Source organism: Arthrobacter sp. SAFR-044 (genome assembly GCF_051965175.1).
In the GTDB taxonomy this organism is placed as follows: Bacteria; Actinomycetota; Actinomycetes; order Actinomycetales; family Micrococcaceae; genus Arthrobacter.
Genome location: NZ_JBQCMK010000002.1, coordinates 171,851 through 191,020, shown reverse-complemented (window position 1 = coordinate 191,020; position 19,170 = coordinate 171,851). Strand labels below are relative to the sequence as shown.

At 67.0% G+C, this 19,170-nt stretch carries 16 protein-coding genes and 1 tRNA gene; 10 read left to right on the top strand and 7 right to left on the bottom strand.

All coding sequences use genetic code 11. The features are described 5' to 3' along the window. Positions 1 to 40: 40 nt before the first annotated feature. Complete coding sequence (gene guaA, locus ACTHQS_RS03590; protein ID WP_440166152.1) at positions 41 to 1,636, top strand: glutamine-hydrolyzing GMP synthase; 1,596 nt, start codon at positions 41 to 43, stop codon at positions 1,634 to 1,636. A gap of 129 nt (positions 1,637 to 1,765) precedes the next feature. Next, a complete protein-coding gene (locus tag ACTHQS_RS03585; RefSeq protein ID WP_440166151.1) occupies positions 1,766 to 5,965 on the top strand; it encodes an AAA family ATPase in 4,200 nt (1,399 codons plus the stop codon). Between the two features lie 11 nt (positions 5,966 to 5,976). Here the strand turns inward: ACTHQS_RS03585 and ACTHQS_RS03580 are convergent, their stop codons facing one another. From ACTHQS_RS03580 to ACTHQS_RS03570, 3 genes are all read right to left on the bottom strand, one after another. After that, positions 5,977 to 6,705 (bottom strand): RcpC/CpaB family pilus assembly protein, encoded by a 729-nt coding sequence (locus tag ACTHQS_RS03580; RefSeq protein WP_440166149.1) that lies wholly within the window; start codon positions 6,703 to 6,705, stop codon positions 5,977 to 5,979. Between the two features lie 128 nt (positions 6,706 to 6,833). After that, complete coding sequence (locus ACTHQS_RS03575) at positions 6,834 to 7,106, bottom strand: FmdB family zinc ribbon protein (RefSeq protein ID WP_387557323.1); 273 nt, start codon at positions 7,104 to 7,106, stop codon at positions 6,834 to 6,836. Positions 7,107 to 7,217: 111 nt separating this feature from the next. Then, positions 7,218 to 7,838: a 5-formyltetrahydrofolate cyclo-ligase gene (locus ACTHQS_RS03570; RefSeq protein ID WP_440166147.1), complete on the bottom strand. Its 621-nt coding sequence runs from the start codon at positions 7,836 to 7,838 to the stop codon at positions 7,218 to 7,220. 104 nt (positions 7,839 to 7,942) lie between these two features. Here ACTHQS_RS03570 and galU point away from each other — a divergent pair, with 104 nt between their 5' ends. From galU to ACTHQS_RS03550, 4 genes are all read left to right on the top strand, one after another. Then, positions 7,943 to 8,848 (top strand): UTP--glucose-1-phosphate uridylyltransferase GalU, encoded by a 906-nt coding sequence (gene galU / locus ACTHQS_RS03565; protein ID WP_440166145.1) that lies wholly within the window; start codon positions 7,943 to 7,945, stop codon positions 8,846 to 8,848. 4 nt (positions 8,849 to 8,852) lie between these two features. Further along, a complete protein-coding gene (locus tag ACTHQS_RS03560; protein WP_440166143.1) occupies positions 8,853 to 9,473 on the top strand; it encodes a GNAT family N-acetyltransferase in 621 nt (206 codons plus the stop codon). 105 nt (positions 9,474 to 9,578) lie between these two features. Further along, positions 9,579 to 10,496 (top strand): hypothetical protein, encoded by a 918-nt coding sequence (locus tag ACTHQS_RS03555; RefSeq protein ID WP_440166652.1) that lies wholly within the window; start codon positions 9,579 to 9,581, stop codon positions 10,494 to 10,496. A 133-nt stretch (positions 10,497 to 10,629) separates the two neighbouring features. Further along, positions 10,630 to 10,702, top strand: a tRNA-Ala gene (locus ACTHQS_RS03550). A 47-nt stretch (positions 10,703 to 10,749) separates the two neighbouring features. Here ACTHQS_RS03550 and ACTHQS_RS03545 read toward each other — a convergent pair. Further along, positions 10,750 to 11,826, bottom strand: coding sequence for a DUF2235 domain-containing protein (locus ACTHQS_RS03545; protein ID WP_440166142.1), 1,077 nt, complete (start codon positions 11,824 to 11,826; stop codon positions 10,750 to 10,752). A 191-nt stretch (positions 11,827 to 12,017) separates the two neighbouring features. Between ACTHQS_RS03545 and ACTHQS_RS03540 the strand changes: the two genes are divergently transcribed. From ACTHQS_RS03540 to ACTHQS_RS03530, 3 genes are all read left to right on the top strand, one after another. After that, positions 12,018 to 14,492, top strand: coding sequence for a PEP/pyruvate-binding domain-containing protein (locus ACTHQS_RS03540; RefSeq protein WP_440166140.1), 2,475 nt, complete (start codon positions 12,018 to 12,020; stop codon positions 14,490 to 14,492). A 122-nt stretch (positions 14,493 to 14,614) separates the two neighbouring features. Beyond that, complete coding sequence (locus tag ACTHQS_RS03535; RefSeq protein WP_440166138.1) at positions 14,615 to 14,767, top strand: LPXTG cell wall anchor domain-containing protein; 153 nt, start codon at positions 14,615 to 14,617, stop codon at positions 14,765 to 14,767. Between the two features lie 108 nt (positions 14,768 to 14,875). After that, positions 14,876 to 15,637, top strand: coding sequence for a Pr6Pr family membrane protein (locus ACTHQS_RS03530; protein WP_440166136.1), 762 nt, complete (start codon positions 14,876 to 14,878; stop codon positions 15,635 to 15,637). A gap of 48 nt (positions 15,638 to 15,685) precedes the next feature. Here ACTHQS_RS03530 and corA read toward each other — a convergent pair whose 3' ends face one another. Further along, positions 15,686 to 16,681 carry a magnesium/cobalt transporter CorA gene (gene corA / locus ACTHQS_RS03525; protein ID WP_440166134.1) on the bottom strand — a complete coding sequence of 332 codons (996 nt, stop codon included), beginning with the start codon at positions 16,679 to 16,681 and terminating at the stop codon, positions 15,686 to 15,688. After that, positions 16,682 to 17,173 (bottom strand): Lrp/AsnC family transcriptional regulator, encoded by a 492-nt coding sequence (locus ACTHQS_RS03520; RefSeq protein ID WP_440166132.1) that lies wholly within the window; start codon positions 17,171 to 17,173, stop codon positions 16,682 to 16,684. Between the two features lie 170 nt (positions 17,174 to 17,343). Between ACTHQS_RS03520 and ACTHQS_RS03515 the strand changes: the two genes are divergently transcribed. After that, on the top strand, positions 17,344 to 18,591 hold the full coding sequence (locus tag ACTHQS_RS03515; protein WP_440166130.1) for an MFS transporter: 1,248 nt from the start codon (positions 17,344 to 17,346) through the stop codon (positions 18,589 to 18,591). Between the two features lie 20 nt (positions 18,592 to 18,611). On the opposite strand, the gene ACTHQS_RS03510 is transcribed toward ACTHQS_RS03515, so the two are convergent. Continuing rightward, entirely contained in the window at positions 18,612 to 19,115 is a 504-nt protein-coding gene (locus ACTHQS_RS03510; RefSeq protein ID WP_440166128.1) for an Lrp/AsnC family transcriptional regulator, read from the bottom strand. Positions 19,116 to 19,170: the final 55 nt, after the last annotated feature.

Sequence of the window (19,170 nt, the reverse complement as noted above, 5' to 3'; positions counted from 1 at the left end):
GCTTCTCAAGGTGCGCCGGTGCAAGGGCGCAAAGTAGGCTATGACGGTGACTACTCCCACTGCATCCCAGACTTCCCAGAAGCCGGTGCTGGTTGTTGATTACGGTGCCCAGTACGCGCAGCTGATTGCCCGCCGCGTCAGGGAAGCGAATGTGTATTCGGAAGTGGTTCCGCATACCTACTCCACCGAGCAGCTTCTGGCCAAGAACCCCGCCGCCATCATCCTGTCCGGCGGACCCTCCAGCGTCTATGCCGACGGCGCCCCCAGCGTGGGTGCCGACCTCTTCGAAGCCGGCGTCCCCGTCTTTGGTATCTGCTACGGGTTCCAGGCCATGGCCAACGCCCTGGGCGGCACGGTGGACAAGACCGGGCTGCGGGAGTACGGATCCACGGAGACCACCATCCTGGGCGACGGCCGCTCTGTGCTTGAAGGCATGCCCCAGCACCAGAAGACCTGGATGAGCCACGGCGACTCCGTGCACGAAGCCCCTGCAGGCTTCGATGTCCTGGCCACCACGGCAGGCGCTGAGGTAGCAGCCTTCGCCAACGAGGAGAAGGGCCTCTTCGGCGTGCAGTGGCACCCTGAGGTCAAGCACTCCGCGTATGGGCAGCAGGTGCTGGAGAACTTCCTGTTCAAGGGCGCCAAGCTGGAGCCCAACTGGACCACCGGCAACATCCTCGAAGAACAGGTGGAGCGCATCCGCCAGCAGGTAGGGGACGCCCGCGTCATCTGCGGCCTCTCCGGCGGCGTCGATTCCGCCGTGGCGGCAGCCCTGGTCCAGCGCGCCGTGGGCGATCAGCTCACCTGCGTGTTCGTGGACCACGGACTGCTGCGTGAAGGCGAAGCGGAGCAGGTTGAACGCGACTTCGTGGCCGCCACCGGTGTGAAGCTGTACGTGGCCAACGAACAGGAACGTTTCCTCTCGGCCCTGGCCGGCGTCAGCGATCCCGAAACCAAGCGCAAGATCATCGGCCGGGAGTTCATCCGCGCCTTCGAAGAAGCCGAACTGGCCATCATCGCCGAGGCCGCAGCCCACGGCGAGAAGATCAAGTTCCTGGTCCAGGGCACCCTGTACCCGGACGTCGTCGAATCCGGCGGCGGCGAAGGTGCAGCCAACATCAAGAGCCACCACAACGTGGGCGGCCTCCCCGAGGACCTGCAGTTCGAGCTCGTTGAGCCGCTCCGCGCCCTGTTCAAGGACGAGGTCCGGGCCGTGGGCGCCCAGCTGGGCCTGCCGCAGGAAATCGTTGGCCGCCAGCCGTTCCCCGGCCCCGGCCTCGGCATCCGGATCGTTGGCGAGGTCACCAAGGAGCGGCTGGACCTGCTGCGCAAGGCGGACGCCATCGCGCGTGCCGAGCTGACCGCAGCCGGACTGGACAACGAAGTATGGCAGATGCCCGTGGTCCTGCTCGCGGACGTCCGCAGCGTCGGCGTAATGGGCGACGGCCGCACCTACGGCCACCCCATCGTGCTCCGTCCGGTGTCCTCCGAGGACGCCATGACCGCCGACTGGTCGCGCCTGCCGTACGCCCTGCTGGCACGCATCTCAAGCCGGATCACCAACGAGGTGGACGGCGTCAACCGCGTCGTGCTGGACGTCACCAGCAAGCCGCCGGGAACCATCGAGTGGGAATAGCATCCTAGTGGCCGGCCTCCGTCAGCGGGGGCCGGCCATTGCTTTTTCCCAGCGAATTCCGCCGCAATTTCCCGTGCCCCAGTGTTGCGGTCTCTCAAGTCCGGCACTGAAGCGGCTACTCTCGAATCTATGCCGGTATGGTCCAGGGCGTCACGTGCAAACGCAGAAAAGAAGGCAGAAGTGTCAGTTGGTCAAGGCCACCCGGAAGGCTCGGAAGAGCTTCGTAAATGGCTGTCAGGGCTCAAACCCGTCACCGGCGCGGACACGATGCTGCGCTTCACCAAGACGCCGGAAGGTTCCATCGACCTGACGTCGGCACACCCTTCGGGACTGGCCCAGCTCATGGCAGGGCGCCGCACACGCCTGTCCACCCTGATCCGTGACCGGCAGCAGTATGTGGTGGCCGCCAGGGCGTCGCGCAACATCCGGTCCAAGATCTTCGAACTCGCCAACGACCGCGGCATCGACGCGGGATACCTGTCCGCCGGCACCGTGGTGTGGACCTCCGCCGTTGGAGGCAAACCCCAGCGCGTATCCGCTCCGGTCATGCTGACCGCCATCTCCCTCACGGTGCGGCCGGGGGAGGATGACTTCGAACTGCAGCTCACCGAACAGGCGCAGATCAACCCCGCCCTGGTGCGGCACCTGAAGAACATCCACGGGATCGTGTTCGACGTCAACGCCGTGACACGTCTGGCCTACAGCACCGCGCGGTTCGACCCCCAGCCCGTACTGGACCGGCTGGCCACCCTGATCCGGCCCATCCACGGCGCTGAAACCCAGCACAACCTGCTGGTCTCCACGTTTGCAGACCTCTCCGGCAACCTCGACGACCCCTGGATCAACGATTCCCACCCCATCGTCTCCTCGCTGGCCACCGCCGCGGGAGGCGAAGTGGTGGATGTCCAGGAGCCGGACCCGTCCCGCTTCCCGCACCTGGATGACAGGCACCCCAAGGACGAGTTGCTGCTGCTGGATGCTGACACGGACCAGCAGTACGTGGTGGATGCTGCCCGGGCCGGGGACTCCCTGGTGGTCAGCGCCCCGCCGGGCACCGGCCAGACCCAGACCGCCATCAACACCATCGGCGCCCTGGTGGATGCCGGCAAGACAGTGCTGGTGGTGGGCGATCGCCGCGCCAGCCTTAACGAGGTTTCGGGACACCTGGAGACGTTGGGGCTGGAGTCCATCCTGTTCCAGCTGACCGGGAACGTCACAGCCCAACAGCTGAAGGGGCAGCTGGTCCGGGCAATCGTCCGCAATGAGAAGTCCTTGGAACCGCAGCTGGGGAACCTGCACACCACCCTGACGGAGCACCGGCACGCCCTGATGGACCACGTGGCATCGCTCCACAATGTCCGCGAGCGTTGGGGCTGCTCGCCGTACCAGGCCATGCAGTCACTCGCCGAGCTCACGTCCATCCACCCCGCCCCGGCCACCACCGTCCGGCTCAAGCGCAGCGTCCTGGACAGCATCCGGGACCGTGAGGAGCTGGCCGGCAGGCTCCGGCGCGCCGCCGAGCTGGGCAGCTTCAGCAAGGCTGCCACCACCAGCCCGTGGCACGGTGCCAGGCTGCTGACCCGCAAGGAAACCGAGGAAGCCCAGGACCTGGTCCGTTCCGTGGCCAAGAGCCTTCCCGTCCTGTGCAACCGCATGGACGCCGTCGCGGAGCATGCCGAAATCCGCCTGGGCGAATCCTTCGCGGAGTGGGGCGAGCAACTGGAGCTGCTGGTTGCCGTCCGCGGCAGCCTGGACAAGTTCACCCCCGACATCTTTGACCGGCCCGTCACTGACCTGATCTCCGCCACGGCACCCTCCGCCTGGCGGCGGGAACGCGGCATCGAGCTGACGGCCATGCAGCGCTCCAGGCTGCGCCGGGTGGCCAAGGAATACGTGCGGCCGGGTGTCCACATCGCTGACCTGCACTCGTCCCTGGTGCTGGTCCAGGAACAGCGTGCCCTCTGGGCGGATTACGCCACTACGCAGCGCCATCCCGCCGTTCCGTCCGGCCTGGCCGAAATGAACGAAATGTACCGGTCCCTGGACCAGGAGCTGGCACAGTTGGGCGAGGCGCTGCGGCACACGGAGGATGGCGGGGCCCTGTCCACCGTTCCCTACGCGCAGCTGATGGACCGGCTGGAACGCCTGGTGGCGGACACCGACACGCTCAAAACCCTGCCTGAACGCACCCTCCTGATCGAAAACATGCGCGAACACGGCCTGGGCGAGCTCCTGGCCGACCTCGCCGAACGGGAAGTGCCGGAAGGATCAGTTACCGCGGAGCTGGAGCTTGCCTGGTGGCAGTCCGCGCTCGAAGCCATGATCAGCGGCGATGACTACCTGGCAATGTCCGACGGCGACGCCCTGCGCCAACTGGAAGCGGAGTACCGGCTGGCGGACAATGCCCACGTCGCCAGCGGTGCCGCCCGGCTGCGGTGGGACCTCGCGGAGCGGTGGCGCACGGCCATCACTGCCCAGCCGCGCCAGGCAGACCTCCTGCGCAGCCTGCTCAAAGACGGCCGGGTCTCCCTGCCCTCCCTGACCGCGCAGGCACCCGAGCTGATCGGCACACTTGTCCCGGTCTGGTCGGTCAGCCCGTACCTGATGACGGGCCTGCTTCCGGCCGAACAGCACTTTGACGCCGTCGTCATCCTCGACGCGGAGGCCACCTCCCTGCAGGCCGTCCTGCCGTCGATTGCCCGGGCACGCCAGGTGATCGCCTTCGGTGACCCGCGCATCGCCACGCCGCGGACGTTCACCGTGGGTGTGGAGCGGCTTGCGCCGGGGGAGTCGGCCCACCACCGCGTCGAGAGTGCCTTCACCGCCCTCTCCGCGGTACTGCCGGTCTGGCGGCTTAACGTGGTGTACCGCGCGGTGGATGAGGACCTGGTCCTGCAGCTCAGCAAGAATTTCTACGACGGTGGCCTGCGCCGGCTTCCGGAAGGCCAGTCGGCCACGGGCCTGGACCGGTCCCTGCTGGTTGAATACCTGCCGGACGGCACCGGCCTTCCCAGCGCCGATCACGAGGGCGTTGAGTCCGTGGTCGCCGAGGTCAACCGGGTGGTGGAACTGGTCTTCGAACACGCCCGCCTGCGTCCGCGGACCTCCCTCGCGGTGGTCACCGCCAGCCTGCGGCACGCCGCCAGGATCGGCGAGTCGATCAGGCTCCAGCTGTCCAACCAGCCGGGCCTGGCCGGATTTTTCGGCGCCGGCCCGGAGTCCTTCCGCGTGGTGGACCTGGAACGCGCGCAGGGCCTGGTCCGCGACCATGTCATTTTCTCGCCTGGGTTCGGGCGGACTCCACACGGCCGTGCGCTCCACAACTTCGGGCCGCTCTCCGCGGAAGGCGGCCGGGAAAAGTTCGCCCTGGCCATGACCCGGGCACGCCGTTCCCTGCACGTGCTCACCTGCTTCCGGCCCGAGGACCTGGACCACACCCGGCTCACCCACGGGGCAGTGGACCTCTACGCTCTGCTTGACCGGGAAATTTCCGGGAACACGGACCTTGGCACCCCCGCGTCCCGTGCCGCCGCCAGCGAACAGGCACTCGGCGCGGACCCCTTGGTGGCGGACCTGGGCGACCGGCTGCGTGCCCGCGGCGCCAGGGTGTGGCACCAATACGACGGTGCCATCGACGTGGTTGCAGCTGCCGACCCCCTGAATACCATGGGGCAGGATGACTCCGACATCCCGCGGCCGGTGGCCATCGAGTCCGACGGCACTGCGCAGTACCGCACCATGAGCGTCCGTGAACGCAGCAGGCTGCGCCCGCAGCTGCTGGAACGCCTGGGCTGGCGGTACATGCCGCTGTGGACTATTGAGGTGTTCACGGACCCCTCCTCCTGCGCAGACCGCATTGCCGGCTACCTGGGCCTGGAAAAGATAGTGCTGCCGGGCAGGGCCAGCCACTCCGCCGGCTTCCTTGACGACGACGTTGACCAGGCGCTCAATGGAATTGGCGCCGCGCCGTCCGCCGGTGTTTCCTACCTGCACGCGCAATCGGGCGAAGGCCGGAACGGTGACGCTGGAAACCGGGAGACGGATTACATGACTGAGGAAGAGAAGCCTGCAGACGGCAGGCCTGAGGAAGACGGCCGCGAGGAAGACATGCGCCAGGACGAGAACGGAACCGGGCAGACGGAAACAGGAATGGACGGGGACGCGCCTGGCGGCCCGGCCACACCTGCCCCGGCGTCCCGGACGGCTAAGGGCGGCACCGGGGAGATCCTTCCGAGCAAGGCCGCCGAGGATGACGCCCGCAGCTGGGGTGACCGGGAAGACGACCACGACACGTGGCTGAAGGAACAGAAGCCACCGCACTGGGGCTGACCGCCACAAGGTCACTGCGGGCCAACCAGGACGAAGAACAGCCTGCCCTGGGTGGAGGCTCCGGCCAGGCGCGATGATTGTTCGGCGGTGGCTGCCACCACGATGAGTCCGTCTGTTTCCGTGGTGCCCAGCCATTGTCCGCTCTGGCCGCCCTTGTTGGAGGTCCACAGTACGGGGACGGCGGACGCCAGCACCTCGGACGGACCCTGTTGATCGAACCCGTTGGCTGATGTGAGCACGACGTTGACCAACTGGCCGGGGGAGACCAGCTGGATGGATGAGGCGTCCGCCATCCGCAGGGGGACCGCGGCTGAACCGGGCGGTGTACCTGCCAGGAGTCCTGGGCCCACGAGCTGGGCATCGGTGAGGAGCTGGCCCTTTCGCAGAGGCGCGGCGAGCTGCTTGCCGGTGGCGGCGGCATCATCCTTGAGGAAGCCTTCGGCCACCATGCCCGGCGGCACCTGGACGCGGACCACGTCCGCTTCCGCCACGGTGGTCCCGGCAGGAAGATCCCGGGCAGCGGCCAGTGCGGTGGCGGTGGAGAGCGGGGCAGGAGTGAGCTGCTGGACGGCGAGGGCGGCAGCTGCACAAAACAGCAGCGCAGCGCTGAGCCGGCGGTTGCGGCTCAACCAAGCGGCCACACGGGCGGGCAGGGGACGGTTCCTGGGGCTGCGGCCTATGCCGGCGGCGCTGGTTGGATATCGGAGGCCGGCGCGGCGACGGCGGGAAAGAATGGGCATGCGCCCACGCTAATTGCGGACCAGGGCGCAAGGGAGCCGGGAATGCGGCTATGTGGACAAAAGCGGCGTGGACAAAAGCGGCCGGACGCTGGAAGGCGCCGGCCGCCGTCGTAAAGGCTGTGCCGAAATTAGCTTGCGGCGGCCGCCGGTGCCGCAGCGGCGGGGGCGGCCGCGGGCGCGGCTGGAGCTGCGGCGGGCGCGGGCGAGACGGAGCTGCCCTTGGAGTCACGGGAGTCCGTGCGGTAGAAACCCGAGCCCTTGAAGACAACGCCGACGCTGTTGAACTTCTTGCGCAACGTTCCCTGGCATTCAGGGCAGGACGTCAGGCTGCTGTCCGAGAACGACTGGACGATGTCGAAGGCGTGGCCGCAATCCTTGCAGGCGTAAGCATATGTGGGCACTGGTGCTCCTCCTCATGGGCAAACGAGAGGTCCCGTGCTGCCAGCTGGTAAACCATTAGCAGTCGCAGGGCCTGAGTGCTAATTCTATCATTGCCCCCGGACGGCCCGGGGTCAGGCGCCGCCCGTGAGTGGCTGGTACCCGGACGGCGCAAGGACCGCAGGGACCGGCCGGTCGAACTCCTCCGCAGGAATCCGGCCCGCAGGCAGCAATTCATCGTCGTAGATAACAGCGGCCAACGGTATTTCCTTCCCGGCCGTTGCAAGGTGTCCCAGGAATTTGTCGTAGTACCCGCCGCCCTGGCCGATCCTGTTGCCGGCACGGTCCACCGCAGTGGCGGGAATGAAAAGCACGGCTGCATCACCGGCAGTTTCGGGCCCGTGCCGGGGCCCGGCGGGTTCCAGGATGGGCGCGTATTTGCTGCGTTCGTAGCCGGTATCCGGAGTCCAGAACACCCAGCTCAACTCCCGTGCCGGCTCGCACACCGGAAGCAGCACCTGGTGGCCGCTGTGATGCAGGGCGTTGATCAGCGGCAGGGTGGGCGGTTCCTGTCCCACGCCAAGGTATACGCAGGCTATGCCGGGGCGGCCCTGCGTCACCGATCCAGCCCAGGCTTCCCCGTGGGTGGCCAGGGCCAGGCCGGCAGCCTCCAGTTGCGCCGGCGTCAGGCCCGCCCGCCGGCGCCGGTGGGCCGTCCGGATACCGTCCTTGACGGCGTTCGTCTCTTGCAGCATGCTGTCCTCCCTGCATCGCCCAACGGACCGCAGCCTTGGGCCCGGTGCCGGCCTGCCGTACCGGTGGTTACTGAAATACTTGACGCTGACGTTAGATTAGTCCGGTGAACACCAGTAAACCCAGAGTCCGCAAAGCCGTCATTCCCGCCGCGGGCCTGGGCACCAGGTTCCTGCCTGCCACCAAGGCCATGCCCAAGGAAATGCTGCCCGTTGTGGACAAGCCTGCCATCCAGTATGTGGTGGAGGAGGCCGTCCACGTGGGCCTCAACGACGTCCTGATGATTACCGGCCGCAACAAACGTGCGCTCGAAGACCACTTTGATAGGGTGCCGTCCCTCGAATCCGCCCTTGAGGACAAGGGCGATACGGAAAAGCTTGCATCCATCCAGGCAGCAAGCCAGCTGGGTGACATCCACTACGTCCGGCAGGGCGATCCCCACGGCCTGGGGCACGCCGTGCTCCGGGCAAAGCAGCACGTGGGCGACGAAGCCTTCGCAGTCCTGCTGGGCGACGATCTCATCGATGCCCGCGACGAACTCCTCAGCATCATGATTGACGTTCAGGCGAAAACCGGCGGGTCCGTCGTCGCGCTCATCGAGGTCGAACCCTCCCAGATCAGCGCCTACGGCTGCGCCGACGTCCAGGAGATCGACGGCGAAGATTACGTCCGCGTCAACCGGCTCGTCGAGAAGCCCTCGCCGGAGGAAGCGCCATCCAACCTGGCGCTGATCGGGCGTTACGTCCTGCACCCCGCTGTGTTTGACGTCCTCGAGCACACCGAACCGGGCCGCGGCGGCGAAATCCAGCTGACGGATGCCCTGCAGGAACTTGCAACAGGCGACGGCGAGGGACACGGCGTGTACGGCGTGGTGTTCCGTGGCCGCCGGTACGACACCGGCGACAAGCTCAGCTACCTCAAGGCCTGCGTCCAGCTGGCCATCGACAGTGATGACCTGGGACCGGGGCTGCGGGAATGGCTGCCGGGCTTCACCGCCGGCCTCTCCGGGTAGCGCCGTGCCTACAGGTCCCATCTGGCCGGCCACCCTCGAGTGCGGCGACCTGGTCCTGCGGCCCATCCGGTACCGCGACAAAAAAGAGTGGACTGAAGTACGGTCGCGGAACAGTGAGTGGCTGGCGCCGTGGGAGGCCTCCAACCCGGACCCAACCGGCGGACTTCCCGACTACCGGCACATGGTCCGTTCCCTCAATGTGCAGGCGGCACAGGCTACCGCGCTGCCTTTCCTCATCACCGAGTGGCAGCCGGGCCTGCGGAACCCGGCCATCGTAGGCCAGCTGACCGTGTCGTCAATCGTCTGGGGTTCGGCCATGATGGCCACCTTGGGGTACTGGGTGGACCAATCCCGGGCGGGACGGGGAATAGCCCCGACATCGGTGGCACTGGTAACGGACCACTGCTTCCGGACGCTTGGCCTGCACCGGATGGAAATCAACATCCGGCCCGAGAACGGACCCAGCCTGCGGGTCGTGGAAAAGCTGGGTTTCCGGGACGAGGGATACCGCCCCCGTTTCCTGCACATCAACGGCAAATGGGCGGACCACCGGTCCTTCGCCCTGACCTCCGAAGAGGTCCCTGACGGCCTCCTGGGTCCGTGGCTGGCGTCGCGCCGGTCATAAATCCAACGGTTTGCCAGTGGGGGCACGACACACCGAAGCTAATGCGGCCTGAGCAGGCATGATGCTCATACGGTTTTGAGTGTGGACTTCCCCCTTAGCAGCTCAGTGATCCTTGTGGTTGCCGTCGCGCTCTGGATTGTATGGGTTGCCCCTTACGTCCTCCGGAACCGCCGGCACCAGTTCCAGCCCGCCGTCGACTTCCTGGCAGACGCCCCCGCCGATGACAGGCCGGATCCGCATGCCGGCCTGGTCCTGAACGTCGCCGCCCAGCAGGAGAAAGCCATGGAACCCAGGAAGAGTGCCGCATCCATTGCCGGCACTGCAAGCACCCCACCTGCGGCGCCGTTCCGCATTCGCTACGGCCGGACCGCCCTGGCACTCGCGGGACTGCTGTCCCTGGTCACCGCTTTTATCTCGGGTGTGCTGCTTCCCTTCGGCATCGGTTCGCCGGCCCTGCCGCTCGGCTGCACCCTGGTGACCGTCGCCTCGGTGGCACTGCTGCGCTGGCTCGCCGTCCGCGACCGCAAGGCCAAGGTGGACGCTGCCTTCCGTTCGGCCATGAGTGCGCCGGCACGCCGGCCGGAAGACGCCGTCGTACTGCCTTCGAAGCCCGCAGCGGCCCCCGCGCGGCCGGACAGCCCGCTTTTCGACGCCGAGGCAGGTGCGCCCAAAGTTAAGCCGCTGACCGCCGTGGAGCTTCGTGAAGCAGCCCTCGCCGTCGCTGTAGCTGCAGGGGACACCAGTGTGGCAGCGCCCGCTCCTTCTGCCCCTGCAAGCACCCCGTGGGAGCCGGTGGAGGTCCCCAAGCCTGTCTATGTGGAAGCCCCGAAGGCGGAGCGTCCGGAGCCGAAGCCGCTTGAGCTTCCGGAAGCGCCGAAGGCAGTGGGCAAGCCGTCACTGAAGCAGGGCGCCACTTCTACGCCGGCGGTGGAGGCGGCTGCCGCAGCGGAAGCACAGCAGCTGTCCAAGGCCCAAAGCGCCCTCAGCAACCTCGACGACGTCCTCCAGCGCCGGCGCGCATAGGACCCAGGAAGCGCCTTGCGTTCCTCCATGGCGTACCGCGCGGTTCGATTGGCATTGGGCCGGGAAAATTTGTAGCCTAGGGACACCGGTTCCGCACCGGCGGGCAGCAGCCCGTGAGGGCGCGGATACGTCCGGGGCTATAGCTCAGTTGGTAGAGCGCTTCGTTCGCATCGAAGAGGTCAGGAGTTCGAATCTCCTTAGCTCCACAATTTGCAGGCCCCCGGCCGGTCCCGGCGGGTGGCCGGGCCGCTCCTCAGGACAACAGTGGATTGCCAGGCCTTTCCCCTAAATAGCGGACCAAGTTGGGTGGCCGGTAGGTTGGATCGGCACCCTGCCGCCTCATCACCGAATCTGCCACCCGTTCGTGCGCGGGATCGGTTGAACCTATGGGCCTGACGTAGGCAGGAAGCATTCTCCATAAACCAACGCGGGATTCCTGGATCGGCGGCCACGGGTCGGAGGGCTCCACGGGCTCACCTGTCGCAGCCCCGAAGGCCTCGGGGCGGAAGGCAAGCCCTGCGCTCCGGGTGCGTTCAACGATCCATGCCAAGGCGACGTCGGAGAGCAGGGTGCTCCGGTTCCCGCCGCCCACGTCACCGTGGGTTCCGGTGAACCATACCTGTTCCAGTCTCTGGCCGTCCGCTTCTGCCTGCGGCTGCCAGAGTGCCGGTGCGAACGGTTTACGTTTTTCGTCTATTGCCAGGGCCTGGAATGCGTTGTCGACGCTTATGGACAGCGCAGTGTCGTGGAAGGCAAATCTGCGGTTGAACCTGTCGACGACAGGTACCCCGGTGAGCGGGATGCCGAGCGCGCCCACCGTGTCCCAGACCGCGATGCAATGGATCCGGGCCTCGTGGGAGAAGGACCGGCGGAAGAGCGTGGCTTCAACGGAACGCGGATTGGTGGTGGCAGTCCGGTCCCTGTAGAGGCTGTAGGCGTCGCCCAGCCTTCCCCGGAAACGCCGGCGCAGGATACCCGCGTTCCTGATCAATCCCGCGGTACTGCGGGCTGTGTAGGCTCCCCGGCTGAAGCCCAGCAGGAACAACTCGTCCCCCGGCTGGAAGTTCCCCATAATGAAGCGGTAGGCGGCGAGGATGTCGTAGGAGAGGCCTGCGCCGAAAGCGCCTCCACCGAGACGGTCGTGGCGTCCGGCGCCCACCCCGCGATGATAGAAGACCCTCTGCTCAATGTCAGTGCCGTTCCTGTCCTTGCCGGCAGAGGCGATCCCCAGGGCGAGTTTTGTGACATTGGTAGGGCACGGCTGCCCGTCTTCAGCCTGGTCGGGGGTTGCCCACGTTCCGTCGCAGCAAACTACTATGCGCTTGGCCATTTCGTCTTCCTGGGAATCCCGCCCCTCGACCCGGCCGCGGTCACGGCTGCCCGGGTCCCATCGGTATACACCCGGACGGGCTTCCCGTCCACAGACCACGCAACGCCGTCGGTGGGGGCGTTGTTGTGTGCCCGCTCCGGGTGGCTTAGCTTGGAGGCAGCAGCGGGCGGAACAGTGTCAGGAGCCGCGGGATGAATGGAACGACGGTCGGTAACCTGCGGGATTTCGGAGCCCACGACGTTGCCCTGGCCGGTGGAAAGGGAGCCAACCTTGGCGAACTGGTGCGGGCCGGCTTTCCGGTTCCGCCCGGGTTCGTGGTGACCACCACGGCATACCTCGCCATGCTCGAGGAATCCGGGGTGGGCGGCGAGCTTGGCCGGTTGCTTGAGGCTGGCGCGCCGCCGGCGGAGATCCGTACCCTTTTCACGGAGGCAAAGATGCCGGACCGTGTCCGCAAGGACATTGCCGCGGCTTATGCAAGCATGGGCCGGAGCCCGGTGGCGGTCCGTTCCAGCGCAACCGCCGAAGACCTGCCAGGTGCCACCTTCGCCGGGCAGCAGGACACCTACCTGAATGTCCATGGGGAAACGGCAGTGGTCCAGGCGGTGGCGGATTGCTGGGCGTCGCTGTGGACGGACCGGGCCATTTCCTACCGCCGCAGGCAGGGCGTCGATCCCGCCGGCGCAGCCATGGCCGTCGTCGTCCAGGAAATGGTGCGTGCCGACGCAGCAGGCGTTATGTTCACCGCCAACCCGGTAACGGGTGAGGGCAACGAAGTCCTCATCGATGCAAGCCCCGGCCTGGGTGAGGCGGTGGTTGCAGGCGAGGTCATCCCTGAACGGTATGTCCTTGACCGGGCGGGTGGAATACGCGCCTTTAGCCGGGGCTGGCATGAGGTGGTCATCCGGGCAGGGGCGGAAGGCGGTACCGAGAGATCCGTTGGGACGGGAGATTCCGTCCCCGGTATCGGGAGCGGCCAGGCCGCTGAGCTGGCACGGTTGGCGGTGAGCGTGCAGGACCACTTCGGCCGCCCCCAGGACATCGAATGGGCCATTGCGGGCAACCGCGTTTTCCTGGTGCAATCCAGGCCCATAACTGCCCTGCCCCCGCAGCCATTGCGGCTCAACCCGATCCAGCGCCTGCTGGCGCCCTTTTTGCTGGAGATGTTCCAGGTCCGCCCCTATCCCCTGGACGTCTCCGGGTGGATGCAGCGCGGGATCCTGGTCATGCTCCACGGCATAGCCGGCAGCGTGGGTGTTTCATTCCCGCCCTTGGAGAAGCTGTTGCCCGAAGAAGACGGCGTGGTTGTGCGGCTGATCCCGCCAGTACCCAGGCCCACCCTGCGGACGCTGCTCGCGCCTCTGTCCCTCGTCCGCCGGGCCAGGCGCTACGACCCTGCCCGGTGGACCCTCGACAGCAGGTTCCAAACCTTTCTGGACAACGTCAGCAGGCTTGCCGCCCACGACCCGCGCGCCCTCTCCTGGCAGGGAGTCATTGCGCTTGCCAACGAGGCCTTCACCACCATGCGGGGGATCACCGAGCTGAGGATCTCCTACTTTCCGGGGATACTCCTTCCCCAACTGGAACTGCGCCTGATGCTCCTGACGCTGGGCAAGCTGAAGCTTGCGCCGGCTCTCATCGCCGGTGCGGAAACCCGCACCAGCCAGGCCAACAAGGCGCTGGAGAATCTGGCTGGCCAGGTCAGGTCCAGTCCGGCCCTGAACCGGATCTTCAGCACCCTCCCACCGGATGAATTACTGGCAGCACTGGAGCAGGGAGGGGAATTCGCCGGGTTCCGGTCCTCCTTCGAAGGTTTCCTGGCCGAGTACGGCCACCGCGAAACGGTAAGTGTGGTGCTCAGCAGCGCACCTACATGGTCGGGCGCTCCCGAGGTGGTGCTCGGGCTCATTACGTCGATGATGGGTGGTCGCCCGCCCGTCCGGGACCAGACCGGCGAGGCGCTCGCGGACCTGATGCGGCATCCTGCCCTCCGCGTGCCCGTCCTCCGCCGCCACGCCTTGTCAGTGGTCCAAGCAGCCAAGGCCGGGATGGCGTTCCGGGAGGACAGCCACTTCCATGCCACGAAAGTGCTGCCGCCCCTGCGCAGGGCGCTGCTGGAGTTGGGGCGCCGCCTGGCCGTGGCCGGCGTTTTGGCGGACCCAGGGGACGTCAACCACCTGCGTTTCGAGGAACTGGCCGCAATGCCCGACGGCGGGGCGTTGCCGGCGGACGACCGGGAACGGTACCGCCGCCTGGTGCTGGCAAGGGCTGCCAAGCGCAGGGAGCTTGAGGGTATCCCGCTGCTGGACCCCGTTTCGTTGTTCGCCGGCTCCCGGCGGCCGCGCGGGGTCCTGGCCAGCGGCACGCCTGCCAGCCGGGGCCAGGCGACGGGGGCAGTGCGGATCATCCGCAGCCCGGATGAATTCGGGTTGCTGAGGAGCGGTGAAATCCTGGTCTGCCCCTACACCAACCCATCCTGGACCCCACTGTTCCAGCGGGCTGCTGCGGTGGTGGTGGATTTGGGCGGCGTCGGCTCCCATGCCGCGATCGTCGCCCGGGAGTACGGCATCCCGGCTGTCATGGGCACGGGGAACGGTACCAGCACCCTGGCTGACGGGCAGGCCGTGACGGTGGACGGAAGCACGGGTCGGGTCACCGCGGCCTGAACCAAAGCCAACGGCTGGATCGGAGGCAGACGCTGCGGGTGGTCAACGAGACGAAGCGCCGCTGGGCAAAACGCGGGCCCGATGGGCGCCCCGATCGAATTTCGGGGGCCTAGAGTGGGCCCATGGGAATCATCATCGGCCTTCTGGTCATCTGGCTCATCCTGTCCATCGTCGGCTTCGTCGTCAAAGGCCTCATCTGGCTCGCCATCATCGGCCTGGTCCTGTTTGTCGCCACCGGCGTCTGGGGCTGGCTGAAGCGCAAAACAAACGTCTGACCCACATCCGCCTGCCGGACCAATGGCTACAGGTCCGGCAGGGGCCGAAACCCCTGACGGCCAAAAGACCCTAGCCGCCCAGCGGCAGTCCGCACCATGCTTCTCTGCATGAGCCGCAGAGAGCCAGCCGTCGGTCCTGAGCCGGCGCTTCCGCCTATCCGGAAGAACACCCCCGCCAACCGCGCACTGCACCCTGACCGCCCCTGGATCCGCACTGTCCGGATCCTTGTCGGGTTGTTCGTGCTCGCCGCGCTCGTCCAAAAGACGTTTGACGCCACCCTCCCCGGTAACGATGTGGACATTCCGCAGCTTTACTCGGAGTTCACCATCCATGGGAACCTTGTCTTGGGGCTCGTTTTGATTGTTTCGGGTGTCCGGCAGCGCAGCCGGCTGCCGCTGTGGTGGGACCACCTTTTCGGTGCGCTGGTCCTGTATCTGGTGATGACGGGGATTATCTACGTGGTGCTGGTGGCTCCGCCGGGGGAGCCCTGGTGGAGCTGGGACCTGTATTGGCCCCAGATGGTCCACCACCGACTCGCTCCGCTGGTAACCGCGCTTGACTGGCTGCTGGTCACCAGGACGGTCCGCGGGACGTGGTGGCGGCCCCTTGCCTGGTTGGGCTACCCGGTGGCGTTCCTGGCGTTCTCCTGGATCCGCGGGGGTCTGGACGGGTGGTATGTCTACGATTTCCTGGATCCAACGCTCGACGGCGGGTGGGCAGGAGTGTTCGTTGCCACAGCGCAGGTCCTGGTTGCGTTCCTGGTTGTTTCGGCCATTGTCCATGCGGCGGGCAATGCGCGGGTGGCGCTGGCTGCGGGACGGCCGGCCCGGCCAGAGAGCATCCGGGGCACCACGGGAGTGGCCGCCTGAGCGCTGCCGCCTGAGGTCCGGGCCTGCGGTGCCCGAACCCTGGGATCCCTAAATCCAGCCCTTCTTTTTGAAGATCCCGTACATGGCGGCCCCGGCAGCCACCATGAGGACCAGGGCAAAGGGATAGCCGAGGGTCCAGTGGAGCTCGGGCATACTGTCGAAGTTCATGCCGTAGATGCCAGCCACAAACGACGGCGCGAAGAGGATTGCTGCCCAGGACGAGATCTTCTTGACCTGTTCGTTCTGCTCGGCGCTGGCCTCGTTCTGCCGGTTGGCAGTCAGTGTTCCGTCCAGGGTCAGGGCGTTCTGCAGCAAGTCCCGGAACGAGTCGGCCCGGGAAATCACCCGCTCGACGTGGTCTTCCACGTCGCGCAGGTTGTGCCGCAGTTCAGTTTCCACCTGGTACTTCTCGAAGCCCCGCTTCAGCTGGTCCAGCATTTCCGGCAGGGGGTGGATGGCGCGCTGGAACTGGATCACTTCGCGGGCCAGCTCATAAATCCGGCGTGAGACCGAGGAGTCGCCGCTGAACAGCTGGTCCTCAATCTCGTCAATGTCGTTCTCCAGCCCGGCCACCACCGGCGCGTAGTCATCCACCACCCGGTCCAGCAGGGCGTAGAGCACAGCCTCGGGGCCGTGCTGGAGGAGGTCCGGCCGGGCCTCCAGCCGCTGCCGCACGCGGGCCACGCCGGCCGTTTCCGCATGCCGCACCGTCACTACAAAGTTCTTCCCGGTGAAGACGTGGAGCTCACCGAACTCCACGCTCTCGTCCGCATCCAGGTACCGGGCAGGCCGCAGGACCGTGAAGAGGTTGTCGTCATACCGCTCAAGCTTGGGCCGTTGGTGGGCCGAAACGGCATCCTCCACTGCAAGCGCGTGGAGCCCGAACTCGTTGGCGACCGCGCTCATTTCTTCCGCAGTGGGCCGGTAGAGCCCGATCCATGCCATGCCGCCGTGCCGGGCCAGCGTCTCAAAGGTCTGCTCAAGGCTTTCGGGCTCGGCGTGGCGGACGCCGTTGACGTAGACGGCGTTATCGATGATGGTCATTCAGGAAATCCTAGCCGTGGCTGCGGCACTGCTGAGGCCGCTGATGAGGGGTTCGGTGCGGTAGGGGATATGGGTGTGCAGGGCCAGGACGGTCTCTGTCCGGATAACTCCCTTGATCCTCAGGACCTGCCGCAGGGATGACTGGAGGTTGTGGGTGTCGGTGGCAACCACCCGGCACCAGACGTCGCCCCGGCCGGAGATTTCATGGACTTCCAGGACCTGCGGGATGAGGCGCAGCGCCGCCACCACGCCGTCGAGCTCGCGGTGGGAGACTTCAATCGTTACGAACGCCACCACGTCATAGCCCACCGCCTCCAGGTCCACCTCGCGGCCGCCCGGGCGCAGCACGCCGGCGCGGAGCAGGCGGCGCACGCGCGACTGCGCCGTGTTGCGGGCGATGCCCAGCGAGTCGCTGAGCTCACCGATCTGGATCCGGGGATCCCTGATGAGGGCCAGGAGGATCTTCAGGTCTGTAGGGTCCAACTTGTTCACGATCGTCACTCTCCATCACGCCAGCACCCATATGTTGATGATTTTGCTCAATTATCCGCCAGATATCGGATGGATAGTGCAGCCGTGCCGCACTCTTGAACCAACACAGTTGTATCCGCGCCGGGCTCCCACAAGGACCACCCGCCGCGGCGGACCCCTAAGGCGGCACAATGACGGTCTTCAGCGAACTGCGCATGCGTCCGGTAACGGCCACGCCCAGCGGGTGGAATGCGTCCACCACGGCACGGCTGGTGATTTCCGGGGCGGCCATCTTCATGCTCCTGGTGGGCGCCAACCTCGCCACGCCGCTGTACCCCTTGCTGCAGGCCAACCTGGGACTGTCCAGCCTGGAGGTAACCGCAGCCTTCGCCAGCTATGTCCTGGCGCTGGTGGGAACGCTGCTCCTGGCCGGGCACTGGTCGGACCATATCGGCCGGCGGGCGGCCCTCCTGGTCGCCGTGCTGACCGGACTTGCGGGCGGCTGGATCTTTGCCGGGGCCCAGACGCTCGCGGCCCTGTGCGCCGGCCGGGCCCTGCAGGGGATGGCAGTTGCGCTCGCCACGGGAGCCAGCGCGGCGGCCCTGCGTGAACTGCTTCCGTCCCGGCCGGAGTGGGCATCGCGCTTTACCCTGCTGGCATCCTCAGGGGGAGTTGCGGCAGGCCCCGTCATCGGCGGCCTGCTGTCCCAGCTTCCGGGCGCCACCACGGCTCCCTACGCTGTCCATTCCGTGCTGCTCGCCGGGCTCCTGGTGCCGCTTTACCTGATCCGCGCCCGCCCGGCCATCGTGGTGCCTGCGGTGTCCCGGCCGCTGCATGCCCTTGCACCGCGCCGGCCTTCCGTGTCCAGCCAGGCGAGGGGCCCTTTCTGGCTGGCATCCGGCGTCGGCTTCCTCAGCTTTGCCGTGTTTGGCTTCTCCCTGTCGCTGGCCCCGGGCTACTTCGCCCAGGTCCTGGGCACGGACTCCCGGCCGCTGATCGGCGTGCTGGCGGGCCTGCCGCTTGGTGCGTCGGCCCTGAGCCAGCTGGTGACGGTCCGCGGGCGCCTGACCGTGCCAGTGGGCCTGGCCGTCCTCGGCATTTCCGTCATGCTGCTGGGGGCCGCCGGTGCCTGGCGCAGTCCCCTGATGCTGGTGGGGGCCGCCGTTGCCGCGGGGGTGGGGCAAGGGCTGGCGTTCCGGACAGTCTTCAACGACGTGGCGGCCCGGGTGGAACCGGCACGCCACGCGCAGATCATCAGCACCGTCTACGTCATCACCTACCTGGGAAGCGCCGTGCCGGTGCTGGGCCTGGGCTGGGCCAGTGCGGCGTTCGGGATGGCAGCTGCCGTGCAGGGCTTCGTCCTGCTGTGCGGCACAGCGGCCCTCGTTCTTGCCGCCGCAACGGTGCTCCAGCCGGCAAGGCGGCAGGCCGCCGCCTGAGCAGTCGCCGTGGTCCGGTGCTAGTCCGGAAGCGGGCCGTGGTTGCCCTGGATGTGTTCGAAGACGAGGGTGGTTTCGGTGTGGCCCACCACGGGGTCGGTGGCCAGGTTGTCCAGTACCCAGTCGCGCAGGTCTTCGGTGCTTCCGACGGCGATGTGCAGCAGGTAGTCGACCGAACCTGAGGTGTGGAAGGTGGAAAGCACGGCAGGCAGGTGCGGCACGCGTGCGGTGAAACGGTCGATCTGGTCCCTGTCGTGGGCGCGGAGCCGTACAGCCACCAGCGCCTGCACGGACCTGCCGATCGCGGACAGGCTCAGCTTCGCCTCGTAGCCCTGGACGATGCCACGCTCCGAAAGAGCCCGTGTCCGCATCAGGGCGGTGGAGGGTGCAATTCCCACCATCTCGGCGAGCTGTTTATTGGAGATCCTGGCATCCGCCACCAGGGCCGCGAGGAGACGCTCGTCGATGGCGTCCAGCGCCTCCAGGGGCGCCCCGGGCCTGCTGTTCCTGGCATTCGTACTCACTGCGGTTCCTTCCAAGCGGTCCTAGTTCATCCTAGACCGCAGAATCACCGCTACC